The sequence below is a fragment of the Mesorhizobium sp. Pch-S genome (assembly GCF_004136315.1).
Classification (GTDB): Bacteria; Pseudomonadota; Alphaproteobacteria; order Rhizobiales; family Rhizobiaceae; genus Mesorhizobium.
The window spans coordinates 3628141-3643555 of sequence record NZ_CP029562.1; the positions used below are offsets into that span (position 1 = coordinate 3628141).

The 15415-nt window shown below is 60.8% G+C and carries 14 protein-coding genes; 4 read left to right on the plus strand and 10 right to left on the minus strand.

All coding sequences use genetic code 11. The features are described from left to right. The first annotated feature begins 179 nt into the window (after nt 1-179). The gene (locus C1M53_RS17020) at nt 180-1784 is read left to right on the plus strand and encodes an inorganic phosphate transporter (protein ID WP_129413310.1); all 1605 of its coding nucleotides are present in this window, start codon (nt 180-182) and stop codon (nt 1782-1784) included. Nucleotides 1785-1914: 130 nt separating this feature from the next. Continuing rightward, nucleotides 1915-2937: a transporter gene (locus tag C1M53_RS17025; protein ID WP_129413311.1), complete on the plus strand. Its 1023-nt coding sequence runs from the start codon at nt 1915-1917 to the stop codon at nt 2935-2937. A gap of 75 nt (nt 2938-3012) precedes the next feature. On the opposite strand, the gene C1M53_RS17030 is transcribed toward C1M53_RS17025, so the two are convergent. After that, nucleotides 3013-4173 (minus strand): patatin-like phospholipase family protein, encoded by a 1161-nt coding sequence (locus C1M53_RS17030; protein WP_129413312.1) that lies wholly within the window; start codon nt 4171-4173, stop codon nt 3013-3015. A 28-nt stretch (nt 4174-4201) separates the two neighbouring features. Further along, the gene (locus C1M53_RS17035) at nt 4202-4951 is read right to left on the minus strand and encodes an acetoacetate decarboxylase (RefSeq protein ID WP_129413313.1); all 750 of its coding nucleotides are present in this window, start codon (nt 4949-4951) and stop codon (nt 4202-4204) included. Nucleotides 4952-5153: 202 nt separating this feature from the next. On the opposite strand from C1M53_RS17035, the gene C1M53_RS17040 reads away from it, so the two are divergent. Then, nucleotides 5154-5942 carry a 3-hydroxybutyrate dehydrogenase gene (locus C1M53_RS17040; RefSeq protein ID WP_129413314.1) on the plus strand — a complete coding sequence of 263 codons (789 nt, stop codon included), beginning with the start codon at nt 5154-5156 and terminating at the stop codon, nt 5940-5942. Between the two features lie 70 nt (nt 5943-6012). Here the strand turns inward: C1M53_RS17040 and C1M53_RS17045 are convergent, their stop codons facing one another. The 7 genes from C1M53_RS17045 to C1M53_RS17075 all read right to left on the minus strand — a co-directional run bounded on the left by C1M53_RS17045 (nt 6013) and on the right by C1M53_RS17075 (nt 12887). Beyond that, nucleotides 6013-6951 carry a MerR family transcriptional regulator gene (locus C1M53_RS17045; RefSeq protein WP_129413315.1) on the minus strand — a complete coding sequence of 313 codons (939 nt, stop codon included), beginning with the start codon at nt 6949-6951 and terminating at the stop codon, nt 6013-6015. A gap of 172 nt (nt 6952-7123) precedes the next feature. Then, on the minus strand, nt 7124-8146 hold the full coding sequence (locus C1M53_RS17050) for a LacI family DNA-binding transcriptional regulator (protein WP_129413316.1): 1023 nt from the start codon (nt 8144-8146) through the stop codon (nt 7124-7126). 109 nt (nt 8147-8255) lie between these two features. Next, a complete protein-coding gene (locus C1M53_RS17055; protein WP_129413317.1) occupies nt 8256-9254 on the minus strand; it encodes an ABC transporter permease in 999 nt (332 codons plus the stop codon). Continuing rightward, complete coding sequence (locus C1M53_RS17060) at nt 9241-10809, minus strand: sugar ABC transporter ATP-binding protein (protein WP_129413318.1); 1569 nt, start codon at nt 10807-10809, stop codon at nt 9241-9243. Before C1M53_RS17060 ends, C1M53_RS17055 begins: the two co-directional genes overlap by 14 nt. A gap of 59 nt (nt 10810-10868) precedes the next feature. Further along, nucleotides 10869-11804, minus strand: a complete 936-nt coding sequence (locus tag C1M53_RS17065) for a sugar ABC transporter substrate-binding protein (RefSeq protein WP_129413319.1) — start codon at nt 11802-11804, stop codon at nt 10869-10871. A 221-nt stretch (nt 11805-12025) separates the two neighbouring features. Next, nucleotides 12026-12493, minus strand: coding sequence for an SRPBCC family protein (locus tag C1M53_RS17070; protein WP_207213011.1), 468 nt, complete (start codon nt 12491-12493; stop codon nt 12026-12028). Between the two features lie 55 nt (nt 12494-12548). Next, nucleotides 12549-12887 (minus strand): metalloregulator ArsR/SmtB family transcription factor, encoded by a 339-nt coding sequence (locus tag C1M53_RS17075; protein WP_129413321.1) that lies wholly within the window; start codon nt 12885-12887, stop codon nt 12549-12551. 278 nt (nt 12888-13165) lie between these two features. On the opposite strand from C1M53_RS17075, the gene C1M53_RS17080 reads away from it, so the two are divergent. Then, nucleotides 13166-14167, plus strand: coding sequence for an FkbM family methyltransferase (locus tag C1M53_RS17080; RefSeq protein ID WP_165358170.1), 1002 nt, complete (start codon nt 13166-13168; stop codon nt 14165-14167). Between the two features lie 33 nt (nt 14168-14200). Here C1M53_RS17080 and C1M53_RS17085 read toward each other — a convergent pair whose 3' ends face one another. Continuing rightward, nucleotides 14201-15286: an extracellular solute-binding protein gene (locus tag C1M53_RS17085; RefSeq protein WP_129413323.1), complete on the minus strand. Its 1086-nt coding sequence runs from the start codon at nt 15284-15286 to the stop codon at nt 14201-14203. Nucleotides 15287-15415 lie beyond the last annotated feature (129 nt).

Below are 15415 nucleotides of genomic sequence, written 5' to 3' on the forward strand. Positions count from 1 at the left end.
GTCCTTAATTTCAGTTCTGTCTGATCTTTCGGATTGAGGTCGATTGGATATGCACTCTTGCCTTGAGCCGCCTCTCGCCTGTTTGACCCGGAACGCAGGCGATAAGCCGTCACATCAGGTTCACCTGGCCTAAATAGGGTTCCCATCGAATTTTGCTGCACTGCAAAAGGAGCGGGACAATGGTGGACGTAACTTCAAGTGAAATAGGAATTCCGCGGCCCGAGCATCCGCTCGAGGGACCAAGCATGGTCGGAAAATGGTTCATGCCGGTTTTCCTGGCAATCGTGATTGGCGGGCTGGCCTATGTCGGCTATGCGCTGAGCCAGGATCTGACCAGCGCCGTGGCCGTGCCGTGGATCCTGCTCGGCCTCGCGCTGCTGATCGCGCTTGGCTTCGAATTCGTCAACGGCTTCCACGACACCGCGAATGCGGTCGCGACCGTGATCTACACGCATTCCATGCCGGCGGAACTCGCCGTGATGTGGTCGGGTTTCTTTAATTTCCTGGGGGTGCTTACAGCCAGTGGCGCTGTCGCCTTCGGCATCATTTCGCTGCTGCCGGTCGAACTCATCCTGCAAGTCGGCTCGAGCGCCGGTCTTGCCATGGTGTTCTCGCTGCTGACGGCGGCGATCATCTGGAACCTCGGTACCTGGTATCTCGGCCTGCCGTCCTCGTCCTCGCACACGCTGATCGGTTCGATCGTCGGCGTGGGCCTCGCCAATCAGTTCCTGGCACCGGCCGGCAGTGCCACCAGCGGCGTCGACTGGACGAAGGCGACGGAAGTCGGCATGTCACTGCTGATATCGCCGCTGTTCGGTTTCGGCATGGCAGCGCTGCTGCTTCTGGTGATGAAGCTGCTCGTCCGCAACAAGGCGCTCTACGAGGCTCCGAAGGGCAACACACCACCGCCATTGTGGATCCGTGCATTGCTCATCTTCACCTGCACGGGTGTATCCTTCGCCCATGGTTCCAATGACGGCCAGAAGGGCATGGGTCTGATCATGCTGATCCTGATCGGCGTGGTTCCGACTGCATTCGCGCTGAACCGCACGCCGGACGTGAATTACCTCGAAGCCTACAAGACTGCTGCGGCACAGGTGGACACCGTGCTCGGAAAATATGTCAAGCCGGGTGTTACTGTCTCGGATGCCAAGGCCGTCGTCAGTGAGGCTGTTCGCACGAAGACCTGGACCGACCAGACCACCCCGGCACTGCAAACCTTCATCCAGCAGACCAACACGCTGGTGTCGCCTTATCCGTCGGTCGAGAAGCTGCCGATCGAGCTGGTCAGCAATGCGCGCAACGACATCTACCTGATCGGTGAAGCGCTGAAGCTGATCGACAAGAAGAAGCTGCTGCCGATGGAAGCCGATGATCTGAAGGTGGTGACCGCCTATCACAAGGCCGTCGACAACGCGACCAAGTTCATCCCGCTTTGGGTCAAGATCGCGATCGCGCTGGCGCTCGGGCTCGGCACGATGGTCGGCTGGAGACGTATCGTCGTCACCGTTGGCGAAAAGATCGGCAAGACGCACCTGACCTACGGCCAGGGTGCTTCCGCTGAACTGGTTGCCATGGGCACGATCGGCGCCGCCGATATGCTCGGGTTGCCGGTCTCCACCACCCATGTTCTGTCGTCGGGTGTTGCCGGAACGATGGCTGCGAACGGTTCCGGCCTGCAGTGGTCGACGGTGCGCAACATGTTGCTGGCCTGGGTACTGACGCTGCCGGCTTCGATTGCGCTGGCCTTCGGCCTCTTCGTGCTGATGCGCGCTCTGTTCTAGGCGCGCGCCGCCTCGGACCAGCGAGGCTGGCGCGGCTTCACCGTGCCAGCCTTTTCGTGGTTTTTGTCACGGGACTTTGTCCCGAAGGACTTTCTGATCGTTCTCGACCAAATCAAGGCTCCATGCATCGATGAATGAAGCGCCGCGTTTCAACCTTCCGGGACACGAGAGCAGCGAACAGGTGCCCGGCCTGATCTTTGCCTATCGTGCATTGCCAGGCCAGCCACCTACGGTTCTGGCGCAGAAGGATATCGAGGCCGCGCTCGCCGCAGATGAAGGATGGGTTTGGCTGCACGTCGATCTGGTCGACCAGCGCGCGCATGGCTGGGTGGGGCACGCTTGCCGGCTGCCCCATGCGTCGCGAGCCATACTGGAAGGGCACGACAGCCTGGTGCTCGGTCATGAGGACGGGGTGGTGCATGGCGTGTCAGCCGACATGCACAAGGATATCGAGCGGCGATCGAGCACGATCGGCCGGCTGCATTTCGCGGTCACCGAACGCCTGCTGGTGACCGGACGCCGGCATTCCCTGGAGGGTGTCGACCAGCTGCGTCGCGCACTCGGCGATGGCTTGAAGCTGCCGACGGCCTTCGATCTGTTCGAGGCGATCGTCGGAGCCTTCTGCAAGAATACCGGCCTGAGGCTCAGCGAAGCAGCAAGACAGCTCGATGAAGTGGAAGACAATCTTGTCACCGAGCGGCTGAGCGATGAACGGCGGCGGCTCAAGGAAGTGCGCCGGCTGGCGGTTGCCCTGCACAGACCGGTTTCCGGCATGGTTGCGCTGTTCGAGGATGAAGATCGCGACGAATGGCAGCTTTCCTCGACTGCTCACGCGGTGTTGCAGCGCCTGTCGACACGGCTTGAACGGCTCGACCGCGAGATCGTCATGATCAATGACCGTGCCAGGTTGCTGCAGGAGGAAATGGCGGCCGAACTGGCCGACGAATCCAACCGAAGCCTGAAGGCCATGGCCGTGATGAGCGCACTGCTTCTGCCGGGTACGCTGGTGGTCGGAATCTTCGGCATGAACACCGCGGGATTGCCGTTCACCCAGGGCGATAGCGGTTTCTGGTGGGCCGTGGGTCTCGGCATCGGGGCAACCGCAACGTTCTATTGGCTGCTACGCCGCGCTGGTATCAGCCTGCGGTTTTGATGCCGGAGCGTTTCCGGACGTAAACCGGTACGCACCTTTGCTGAAATGGCTCCAGCGGTCCTGGCCCGATCGGCTTCAGCTCGGATCCTCGCGGTGCAGGTCGTGAATGGCCACGCCTTCCACATTCGTGGGCGGTGTCAGCCACTGACGGTGTCGCAGTGTACGCTGGGTGTCTTCCAGCCCCGTGTCCCAGTGCTCGCGCATCGAGGTGCCGGAGAACTCGTAGTCCTTGGCGTGTCCCTCATAGCCCTTGTGCTGGTAGATGAGGTGGATGATGTTGACGATCCCGGCATCGGAATAGTCGGCGATCAGAGCCTCTTCCTCCGGAGTACGCATCTCAGCCGGCACGCGCTTGAGCGCATCGAGAAGCTGCATCTTGAGGCCGTGAATGCGCCTGAAATTGTCGGTGTTCTGACGTGTGCGGCTGGAATACATGATGTCCTTGTGGCGCGACAGCACATCCGGCATGCCGCGCGGCAGCACGCCGCGAGCGCTGAACAGATCGACCTGGAAAACCAGCGAGCTGCGGTCTTCCTCCTGGTCGAGGAGGTATTGCAGCGGCGTGTTCGAGACGATGCCGCCGTCCCAGTAGTATTCGCCTTCGATGCGGATCGCGGGGAAGGCAGGAGGCAAGGCACCGGAAGCCATGATGTGCTCTGGCCCGATACGCACCTTGTCGGTGTCGAAATAGACGAAGTTGCCGGTGCGCACGTTGACGGCACCGACGCTCAGGCGCTTGCGGCCATCGTTGAGTACATCAAAGTCGATCAGCTGCTCGAGCGTGTCCTTCAATTCCGCCGTGTCATAGAAACTGGTTGCACCTTCGGCCCCCGACTGCTCCAGCCATGGATTGGGGAAACGCGGCTTGAAGAAGCCGGGTTGTCCCATCGTCATCGTCATCCACGAACTGGTGCGATTGCGGATGTCGCGATAGATGTCGCCTTCCGGTGTGTAGGCCCAGATCTTGCGACCGGAAATCGTCTGCCAGAACTGTTCCAGCCGTTGCAGGCGGCGGCTCGGCTCGTTACCGGCGATGATCGAGGCATTGATCGCTCCGATCGAAACCCCGGAAAGCCATGTCGGCTCGCAACCGGCATCGGACAAGGCCTGGTAGACGCCGGCCTGATAGGCGCCGAGCGCACCGCCGCCCTGCAGCACGAGCGCGACGCGGTCATACTGCGAGGCGATTTCCTGGATGGTGGCGGCGTTCGCCTTGGTTTTGTTGCGGTCCAGCACGGTCAACTCCGGCACATGATTTGAAAGGTCAGCGCGCGCCGGCGAGGTAGTCGTGAACGACCTCGCCGAGGCCGAGGGTAAGGTCGGCGGTGAAATGCAGCGCCGAAACGACTTCGAGCACCGGCAGGCGTGCCACATCGGCCACGACGTGCGGGCGCAGATCGAGCGCCGCGGGGGCGGTCCAGGCCTCCTTCAAGGTGATGTCCGTCAGATGATAGCGCACGAGTTCGCAGATGCGCGGCGTACCGTCGACATGCGGAATGATCTTGACCAGGAAGTTCGGTGCGTTCAGCGCGGCCGTCACCTGCTCACGATCGGCTTCGCGGTGCTTGTAGCCCATCGTGCCGGTGGCGCAGAGCACCGAACCATAGTGCAACGTGCCGACGACGACCTCGCCTTCGTTGACGATCTTCGGGTTGGCCAGCTTCTTCGGGAAGCCCCACAACTCGCGGCCACCAGCGATTGGCGCATCGTCATCCAGATACATGGAATGGACGTAGACGCCGTGCTCGCCATTGAAGCGTACGGGAATGACCTGGCCGCTTTCGGTGTAGTCGCCGAAACCGGTGGAGTCCGGCATGCGGATGAATTCGTATTTCACCAGCGGCTCGCCGTCGATTTCCAGCGGCGCTGGTACCACCGCTTCCAGCGCTTCGCGCGTGGTGCGGTAGGTGATGATGACATACTCGCGGTCGAAGAAACGATAAGGGCCCGGCGGGAAGGAGGGATTGGTCAGCGGCATGGCGTAAGCGCGCTTCACGACGTCGGCGATTTCCAAGCTGTCACCTCGGGACTGAAGGATGTCACATCAGAAATAACGAATGTCATGTTGCATGGCAGCATGACGGGTTTGTGTCGGGTCCATGAACGATTTCAGTCGTTTGTCGGTTCCAGAATGAAATCGACACATGTTTGTGATGGAAACTTGCTGCAATGCACCTAGTTAGAATGTCACTTCAACTGCCAGCCGAGAGATCATCATGGGTTCCCTGACTTCAAAGAACGCGCTCGTCACCGGCTCGACCAGCGGCATCGGCCTCGCCATTGCCCGAGCCTTTGCCGCCGAAGGCGCCAACATCACCATCAACGGGTTGGGTGATCCCGCCGAGATCGAAAAGGAACGCCTGGCGATCGAAGCGGATTTCGGCGTCCAGTGCCGCTATTCCGGTGCCAACATGCTGAAGGGCGAGGAAGTGACTGCGATGGTTCAGGAGGCCGAAAAGGCCTTCGGCAGCGTCGACATCCTGGTCAACAACGCCGGCATCCAGTTCGTCGCGCCAATCGAGGAATTCCCCGATGACAAGTGGGAGGCGATCATCCGCATCAACCTGCTTGCGGCGTTCTATGCGATCAAGGCGGCACTGCCCGGCATGAAGGCGCGCAAATGGGGGCGCATCATCAACACGGCATCCGCTCATGCCCTGGTCGCGTCGCCTTTCAAGTCGGCTTATGTTTCGGCCAAGCATGGCATCGCCGGTCTCACCAAGACGGTAGCCCTCGAAGCCGCTCAGGATGGCGTGACCGTCAACGCGATAGCGCCGGGATATGTGTGGACGCCGCTGGTCGAGAAGCAGATTCCCGACACGATGAAGGCGCGCAACATGACGGAAGAACAGGTCAAGCATGATGTGCTGCTGGCCGCCCAGCCGACCAAGGAATTTGTGACGGTGGAAGAGATCGCCGCGCTTTCGGTGTTCCTCTGCTCGGATGCGGCGAAGCAGATTACCGGAACGACGCTGCCGGTCGACGGCGGCTGGACCGCGCAGTAACGCCTCGCCGTCCAAATGAGATAGCCGGCGTCGCCTGTCGAGGCAGCGCCGGCTGTGTTCCGTGGGCCGATCAGTGGCCGGGCGGAGATAGCAGCGGCGTCATTGCCCGGTTGATCCATTGCCATTCGTTGCCGGGTTTCCGATCCGGCTCCCCACCACGCAGGATGGCCAGCAGTTCCTGGTAGCGGGCCGAGCGGGCATGGTGCTTGCGGTATTGTCCAAGATGCCAGTCGAGGAAGGCGCGGTCAGGTTCGCGCTGCATTGCCTTCGCCGATTTCTCCAGCCATTCGCGAGCAATGGCGATACCGGTCGGTGAGAGTGGGTCGTTGCCTTCATCGATCGCGGTCCTGACGCTGGCCAGAATTGAATTCGCTGCTTCCGCGTAAGCCTTCGGGTCGAATTCACCGTTCCACATCGTGGCTGTGTCCGCCTGCATTTCGGCCAGGAAGCTCTCGTCGGTGATCATTGCGGTGATCTCGTTCCACGCATCGATCTGGTGTGCCGTCGGATCGTCTGGCAATTCCGGCATCGAGGCATCGATCATCTGCCGCTTCCAGTCTTCGCCCATGTCGGCGTTGGCGGCCACCTTGTCGTAGAACCGTTCCATCATGTTTCGCATCTGTGTCTGTGACAGGGTCGTCATCGTCCAAAGTCTCCTCAAGTCGGTTTCGGTTGGCTGATCGATCTTGAGCGTGGTGCGCAGCACGGAGGCGATACGGCGGCGGGAGGCAATCTCGGCTTCCAGTGTATCCAGCCGCATGGCCAGGACCTCTTTCAGCGAAAGATGCCGGGACAGGATCTTGCGGATGGCGGCCAAACCGATGCCTGCTTCCCGCAAGGCCCGGATCAGGTCGAGGCGGGCGACATCGGCATCGGAATAGACCCGGTAATTGCTGAACGTCCGGGTTGCCGGGGGCAGCAGTCCCTTGTCGGAATAGAAACGGATACGCCGCACCGAGATGCCGCTCATCCGTGAAAGGTCGCCGATCGTGTGCATTTTCTCGCTCATGGAACCGTCCTAACGTCTCCACCAGGTGGAGGGTCAAGCGCGGTGATGAGGCTTTTTTGCGTGGGGCTTTTCGCTGAGGCTGGAGCAGCCAGGTGGAATCACCGGGCGTTACAAAACTGCAGTTAAAACAATATCAGGGCGTTTCCGCGTTTCCGTGAAGGACGGAAACGCTCTAGGCAGTGGTCTTCCTGCCGACCGGCGCCGTGGAACTGCGTATGACAAGCACTCCGGAAAGCAGATCGTCGTTCCCGGCAGCTGCTCCGCTGCCATCGATCGCCGCTGCGACAGCGCGTTTGGCGATCTCCTCGACAGGCTGGCCGATGGTTGTGAGCCTGGGTGTTATCAGCCCGGCCAGCGGAATATCGTCGAAGCCGATCACGGAAAGCTCATCCGGCACCTTGATGCCGAGATCGTCGGCGGTGCGCAGAAGGCCGATCGCCTGCTGGTCGTTGGCCGTCGCAATGGCAGTCGGCCGCATGGCCTGAGCGCGATCGAGCAACCGGCGACCGAGTGTTTCGCCGGAAACGTAGTCGAAATGGCCCTCGACGATCTCCGGCTTTATACCCACGGCGTCGAGGTGATCGACAAAACCCGCCCGGCGCGCCCGGGAAACCGGTGCGTCAGCTGGGCCTGCAATGTAGGCAATGCGGCGGTGGCCGAGCCCGATCAGATGGTCCGCGGCAAGTGCGGCGCCGCCATGGTGATCGACGGACAGCAGGCCGTGGCCTGCCAGGCGACGATCGACGACGACGGTCGCCGTATCACCCTTCCAGCCTCGCGACTGGCCGGATTGGATCGGCACCACGATCAGCCCGGTGGGGCGGCTTTTCAACAGACTTTCGATCTGCGCGACCTCGATCTCGGGATCGTCGTTGGTGATCGACAGAAGCACCGACAGGCCGGAGCGGAAGGCGATGGCCTCGACATGCTTGGCAAGCTCGGCAAAAAACGGATTGGTGATGTCGGGGATCACCAGGCCGATCATGTCCGTGCGGCGGCGGCGCAGGCCGCGTGCCACATGGTTCGGCTTGAAGTCGAGCTCGCGGATCGTCGCCTCGACCCTTTCCCGCAATGCCGCGCCCACGGTTTCGTTCTTGGCCAGAACGCGCGATACCGTTCCGATCGAAACCCCCGCCTGTCGGGCAACGTCCTTGATGTGATCACGCTGGTCCCACCCGAATGTTGTGGCGATCATGCCACATTAGAGCGCCGCGCGTCTCTTCGGACGCGCAAAGGTCGCTGTAACATTTTCATCTGGCGCATGATCCTTTCCGAAAATCGATTCCGATTTTCGGGGTCATGCGCTAGGCTTTCGTTAGCCTTTCGCGATATTTGTCAAGGATGACGGCGAGGATGATGACGAAGCCGGTGATCATCTGGCGCATGAAGTCGCTCAGGCCAAGCAGGATAAGACCGTTAGCCAGCACGCCGATGATGCAGGCGCCAAGCAATGTGCCGACGATCGAACCGCGGCCGCCGCTCAGGCTGGTGCCGCCGATGATGACGGCAGCGATCGCGTTGAGCTCGAAACCGATGCCGATGATCGGGCTCGCAATGTTGAGGCGCGCCATGTAGATGATGGCGCCGATGCCGACTGCCGCACCGCAGATGGTGAAGGCTGCTACCTTGTAGAAGAACACGTTGTGGCCGGCGAGGCGGGTTGCTTCTTCATTGTTGCCGATGCCGTAGAGCACGCGCCCGAACACCGTGCGGGTCAGCACGAACCAGCCGATGGCCACAAGCAGCAGCGCGATCAGGAACAACACCGGCACACCGTAGATCGTCTGCGAGCCGAAGGCGTTGAAGGCAGCCGGAAAGGAATAGATGGTCGAAGCGCCAGTAACCTGGAGCGCGGCGCCGCGTGCAATGTTCAGCGTGCCCAGCGTGACGATGAAGGAGGGAATGCCCCACCAGGCGCTGACCAGGCCATTCAACAGACCAAACAGGATGCCTGCCGCGACGGCACTGAGCGTTGCGAGCATGACAGCAACCGATGGATCGAGACCCGGAAGCGTCATCACCGTGCCGGCGACGACCGCGGCAAAGGCCAGGACCGAGCCGACGGACAGGTCGATGCCGCCGATCAGGATGACGAAGGTCATGCCGATCGAGAGCACGAGGTTGATCGTCACCTGGGTCAGGATGTTGGTGATGTTGGATGAAGTCAGGAAGTGCTGCGTCGTCAGCGAAAAGACGATGATCAGCACGATCAGCGCAATGCCGATACCGGCCTCCCGCAACACGGTCTTGGCTGTGGCGCCGAGCGAGCCGGTCGAAGGGCTGTTGAGTTCAGTGGCGTCCATGGTTGTTCTCGTCCTTGTAGGCGAGGGAAAGGATACGCTCTTCGGAGAAGTCCTCGCGTGCGACCTCACCGGCGATACGGTGTTTCGACATCACCAGGATGCGGTCGCAGAGCGTGATCAGTTCAGGCAGTTCCGATGACACGACAAGCAAGGCCAGGCCCTTGTCGGCGAGACCACGTAGCAGCGCGTAGATTTCCGCCTTGGCGCCGACGTCGACGCCGCGTGTCGGTTCGTCAAGCAGCAGGATCTTGGGATCGTTGGCCAGCCACTTGGCCAGGACCACCTTCTGCTGATTGCCACCCGACAGCGTTGAAGCCGCATCGGCGGTCTTGCCGTATTTCAGCTTGATCTCCTTGCCGAGTTTCTCGGTCAGCCGGGTCTCGGCTTCCGCGTCGAGCAGGCCCGCCCGCGAGACCTTGCCAAGATTGGCCAGGCTCACATTGGCGGCGATGGACATGGCGAGGATCAGGCCTTCCTCCTTGCGGTCTTCCGTCAGGAAGCCGATGCCGTCGCGGATTGCTGCCTTGGGGCTCGTATAACGGCGTGGCTGACCGTCGCGCTCCAGCGTGCCTGACAATGGCAGATCGGCAGCAAAGATCGCACGCAGCAACTCGGTGCGGCCGGCGCCGACCAGACCGGCAATGCCGAGGATTTCGCCGTAGCGCATGTCGAGTGAAACACCGTCAGCATGCGGCGATGCCGGATGCCGAAGGTTTTTCAGCGACAAGGCGATGCGGCTGCTGGCGTCGAGGTTGCGTGTCTCTGCCATCTGGGCGGCAAGCTGGCGGCCAACCATCGAAGCGACCAGTTTCTCCCGCGTCATATCGGCGATGTCGGCCGTCATCACGGATTCGCCATTGCGTAACACCGTGACGCGATCGCAATTGGCAAAGACTTCGTTGAGATGGTGCGACACGAAAACGATGGCGACGCCCTTGGCACGCAGGCCATCAATGATGGCGAAGAGCCGCTCGGTCTCGCGTGCCGTCAACGTAGCCGTCGGCTCATCGAGGATCAGGATGCGGCTTTCACCCATCAGCGCGCGGGCAATTTCGACCAGTTGGCGATGCGCTACCCCGAGCGTTTCGACTGGCCGCCGGACGTCGATGTCGTCCAGCCCGATGCGAGCGAGCGCCTGACGGGCCTTGTCATAGACGGCCTTGTAGTCGACGACGCCGAAGCGTTTGCGCGGAATGTCCTCGAAACAGATATTCTCGGCCACCGACAGATAGGGCAGCAGGTTGAATTCCTGGTGCACGACCTGGATGCCATGCGCCTTGGCATCGGCCGGGGAGTGGGGTTCATAGGCGGTTCCGTCGAGAGCGATCTGGCCGTCGTCCCGCTTGACGATGCCGCACAGGATCTTGATGAGCGTCGACTTGCCGGCACCGTTTTCGCCGACCAGCGCGTGCACCTCGCCAGCCCGCAGCGAGAAGGAGACGCCGTTCAGCGCGACGACGCCGCCAAAACGCTTGCGTACGTCAGACAGTTCCAGCACCGGACGCGCCGCATCAGCGGCTGCCCCGGCGGCAGCACTTTGTAAGGGGTTTGCCATGGATCGTTCCACCTTCTGCCACCACGCCCGGCGAAGGGCGCGGCAGCAGGTCGAGGAGGTTACTTCACGTCGTCCGAGGTGACGAGCTTGATGTCGGTCTTGACCCAGCCCTTGAGCGGCGCGCCGCCCTTGAGCACGCCAAGTGCCTTGTCGATTGCATCGGCCGCCATCTGCTGACCGAATTGGTCGACGGTCGCCAGCATCTTCTTTTCCTTGAGCAGCGGCTGCACGGCGGGGATGTTGTCGAAGCCGACAACCTCGATCTGCCCGGTCTTGCCCGCGGCCTCGATGGCCTTGACGACGCCAACGGCCATGGAGTCATTGGCGGCCATCACACCCTTGATGTCGGGATTGGCGGTCAGCATGTTGGCGAAGACCGAATTGGCTTCCTCTGTTTCCCAGTGAGCAGTGCGGGAATCGATCAGGCTGAGCTTGCCGTCCTTGATCGCATCCTCGAAACCGAGCTTGCGCTGCGCGGCGTTGTCGGCACCGGGGTTGCCCTCGATGATGACGACCTTGGCGCCTTCGCCAAGCTTCTTGGCGAGCGCATCGCCGGCCAGTTTGGCACCGGCGCGGTTGTCCGGTCCGACGAAGGCGAGATCTACGCCGGCTTCCTGCTTGGCCTTTTCGTCCAGCGCCACGTCGAAATTGACCACGACGATGCCGGCTTCCATGGCGCGCTTCAGCGGCGGTACCAGCGCACGGGAATCTGCCGGCGCCACAACGATCGCGTCGACCTTCTCGGTGATGAAGCTCTCGACGGCATTGATCTGGGTCTCGATATCAGTCTCCGACTGCATGCCGACAGCCTTCAGCGTGTAATCACCGCGCTTGGCTTCATGCGCCTTGGCGCCTTCGAGCATGTTCTTGAAGAACTCGTTGGCCAGCGACTTCATGACCAGGCCGACAACAGGTTTGTCGGCAGCAAAGCTGACGGCAGGCACGGTCAGCGAAGCCGCCAGGATGCCGGCGGCGATAATCTTTCCGAACTTCATGTTTTCCTCCACGATTTGCCATCGCGTCCTTTCCTCCCGAACGCGATGAAACGTTTCATCGCAGACTTTCGACGAAGCTGTCAAGGATGTCAGGCAAGTCGGATGACGCGATCATTTCGTGTGCCATTGCGCCGTATGGCTCGCCAAAAGCCGGGAAGTATCTGTTTGACAAAAGAAAAAGCCGCCTGCTGAGCGGCGGCTTTCTGCGTGTTTGCGGATACTCAGGCGGAAAGCAGAGCGTTCAGGCGATCCCAGCTCTCGACGGCTCCGGATTCGGCGCCTGATTGCACCATGCCGTCACGCGCTTCGATGGATTGAAACACCGATTGCGCGACGATCCTGGTCTTGCCGCCCACGTCTTCGAAGGTGACGGTTTCAAGCAGGACGTGGCCCGGCATGCCTTCGAATTCAAAGGTGCGCACCATGCGGGAAGGGGCCGTGATTTCATGGTGAACGCCATGGAAGCCATATTCGTTGCCCGCCTTGTCGCGCTGCACGAAGCGCCAGACTCCGCCTTGCCTCGGTTCGAACTTGTCGATCGTCGTCGTCAGCCAGCTTGGCCCCCACCAGTTCGGGATCGCCTTAGGGTCAGTGTAGACGGCGAAGACCTGTTCACGCGGCGCATCGAACGTTCGCGTCATGACGATCTCGTATTTGCCGGTGTCGGCGGTAAATGTGGTCTTGGACATAAAACACTCCATTTCATAATAAAAACAGCTAGTTGAGTGGGTGACGGACGTTCGTCTAGTTCTTGCTGGCTTTTCCTGCTGCTGCGATATCGCTCAGAAAGGCATCAAGCCGATCGAAGCTTTCCTCCCAGTGGGTGCGGTAGTTCCAGACCCAGTCGGCCACCTCTTTCAGGGCCTTGGCTTCGAGATGACAGTGCCGTCGCTGTGCCTCGCGGGTCTGGGAGACCAGGGATGCTTCCTGCAGCACCTTGAGGTGCTTCGAAATGGTGGGGAGACGGAGGTCGAATGGCTCCGCCAGTTCGTTGACGGTCGCGTCGCTTTCAGCCAGCCGCATCAGGATGGCGCGGCGGGTGGGATCGGCAAGCGCATGGAAGGTGAGGCTGAGTTGATCCATTTATTTTCCCATGTAGCTAATTAGCTAATCGGTAAAATAAGAAAGAAGCCGATCCTGTCAAGCCTGCGGCCGCGCGAGGCGGGTATTATTTTCGTCTATGTCGGTGTCCTGGGATGGCCATTGCGAGATTGTCGAGGATCGACAGTGGGTCCATCAGGCTCGGCAACGCCGGCTGGTAAGGTTAACAGTTGGTTTCCAAGCAGAAGCGCAACAAACGTGATGTAAGGGCGGTCGAGGCTAAAAGCCTCATTGGGGGGACATGATCTTGGGGTATGCTGGTGGCATCGTATTTGGAGACGATCTCGGATATTGAAGCGCGCATGCTGAAGCCTCCGGCAAAAGACATTGTCATCAATGCACGCAGCGGTCGCATAGACGGCGCGAGCATGCATGAGGCCGTGGCCCTGCGGACACTGCGGCTGGCGATGCGGGTCCTGTTGCCGCTGCGCCAGTTCGGGTTTTCTTACGTGGCGCGTGCCGTACGCGCCTTGCTGCCAAGCAAACGCTCGATGGTGTTTGCGCTGACACCTGGCGCATCGATGCGCGTTCCCTATTGCGATCCCTACTGGTCGATCCTGCTTTTGCCCGACTATTCGTACGAGCGCTCGATGATGACGCTGCTCGATGCTGTGCGCGACGTCGACTACGGCTTCATCGATGGCGGCGCGAACTACGGCTACTGGTCGATCCTGGCGAGCGGTCCTGAGGCCGGCAACAAGCCGACTGTGGCAATCGAGGCGGCGGCGGATACATTTCGCGTGCTGGAAGACAACCGTTCGCTCAACGGCGGCCGTTACAGCGCCCTGAACCGGGCTATCGGCGCGGTGAGTGGTGAGCATGTACGCATCTTCGGCGCAAAACACGAGGCGCGCACCACCGTCGATCCTGCCGATGGCTCGCGGCCCATTCTCGAATGCGATACGATCAGCGTCGACGATCTCGCCGAATTGCCGCTTTTTGCCGGGCTCGACAAATTCGTGGTCAAGCTCGACGTCGAGGGGGTGGAGATAGCCGCATTCTCAGGCGCAACGCGGTTGCTCGGCAGAGATACCGTTTTCGTCTACGAGGATCACGGGTCGGATCTCGACCACGCGACGACCCGCCATGCGCTGGATGTGCTGAAATTGCGCGTCTTCTGGCTGGGGCATGGCCGGCGCCGCGAAATCACGGCGCCGGAGCAATTGGCGGATATCAAGAAATCGCGGCGTTTCGGCTACGATTTCATCGCCACGTCCAGTCCATTCTGGATCGACCGACTGGAAGGGTTGGTCGACGAATAGAATGCCGGGCGGCGGCAAATTCGTCTTGGCATTTCATTCCAGGCCCTTGGCCCGGTTCCATGCCTTGGACCACATCTTCAAGGCCTTTTGGTCGAGCGCCTTGGGAAGATGAAAGCGCTTCTGAGCTTCCGCGGACGGATAGAGATCCGGGTCGTTGCGCAGCTTTTCGTCGAGCAAGGCAAGCGCGGCTTTGTTCGCGGTCGAAAAACCGGTGTCCCTGGCGGCCGATGCGGCAATCTCGGGCCGCATCACGAAATCGATGAAGGCGTGCGCGGCCTCCGGGTGCGGCGCGTCGCTCGGCACGGCAAGCACGTCCGCCCACATCAGATTGCCTTCTTTCGACAGCCGATAGGTGATCGAGAACGGCCGTTTCGCTTCCTTGGCACGGATGTCGGCGATGTGCATGTCGCCGGAGAAGCCGAGCGCCACACAGGCATCCCCCTCGGCAAGGTCATTGATGTAGCTGGAACTGTGGAACTTGCGCACATAAGGGCGGATGTTGGTGACGACGTCCACCGCCTTCTGCAATTCTCCGGGATTGGTGGTGTCCGGGTCAAGGCCGAGATAGATCAGCGCGAGGCCCAGGACCTGTTCGGAATCGTCGAGCATGGTGACGCCGCAAGGGGCGAATTTGCTGACGACTTCCGGGTCGAAAAGCATGCGCAGCGAGTCGACCGGTGCATCGGGCATGATGGCTTTGATCTTGTCGATATTGTAACCGACACCGGTCGTGCCCCACATCCAGGGCACACCATGCGCGCCGCCCTTGTCGATCTCGTCAACGCGCGCGACCACCGCCGGGTCGAGATTGGACAGGTTGGAAAGCCGGCTCTTGTCAAGCGTGGCCCAGACGCCCACGGGCAATTCACGCTGCAGGTGCGGCGACAGGTTGATGGTGATGGCGTCGTAGCCGGAACCGCCGGTGAGGATTTTGGTCTCGACCATGTCGTTGGAATCGAACAGGTCATAGGAGACCTTGATGCCGGTTTCCTTTTCGAATTTGGAAATGGTGTCGGGTCCGAAGTAGGATTCCCAGGAATAGAGGTGCAGCACCTTTTCTTCGGCCGGAGCCGAGGTCGCAAAAAGGCATGCCGCGGCAAGCGCGGGCCAGAGTTTCATCGTTTCCTCCCTTGGTGCAATTCCAGGAAAAGTGCGTAGCGGTTTTCCGTCCGGAATTGCGTGAAAACAAAGAGTTAGAGCGTTTCCGCGTTTCCGTAAAAAAACGGAAACGCTCTCGTGGGCTCCGAA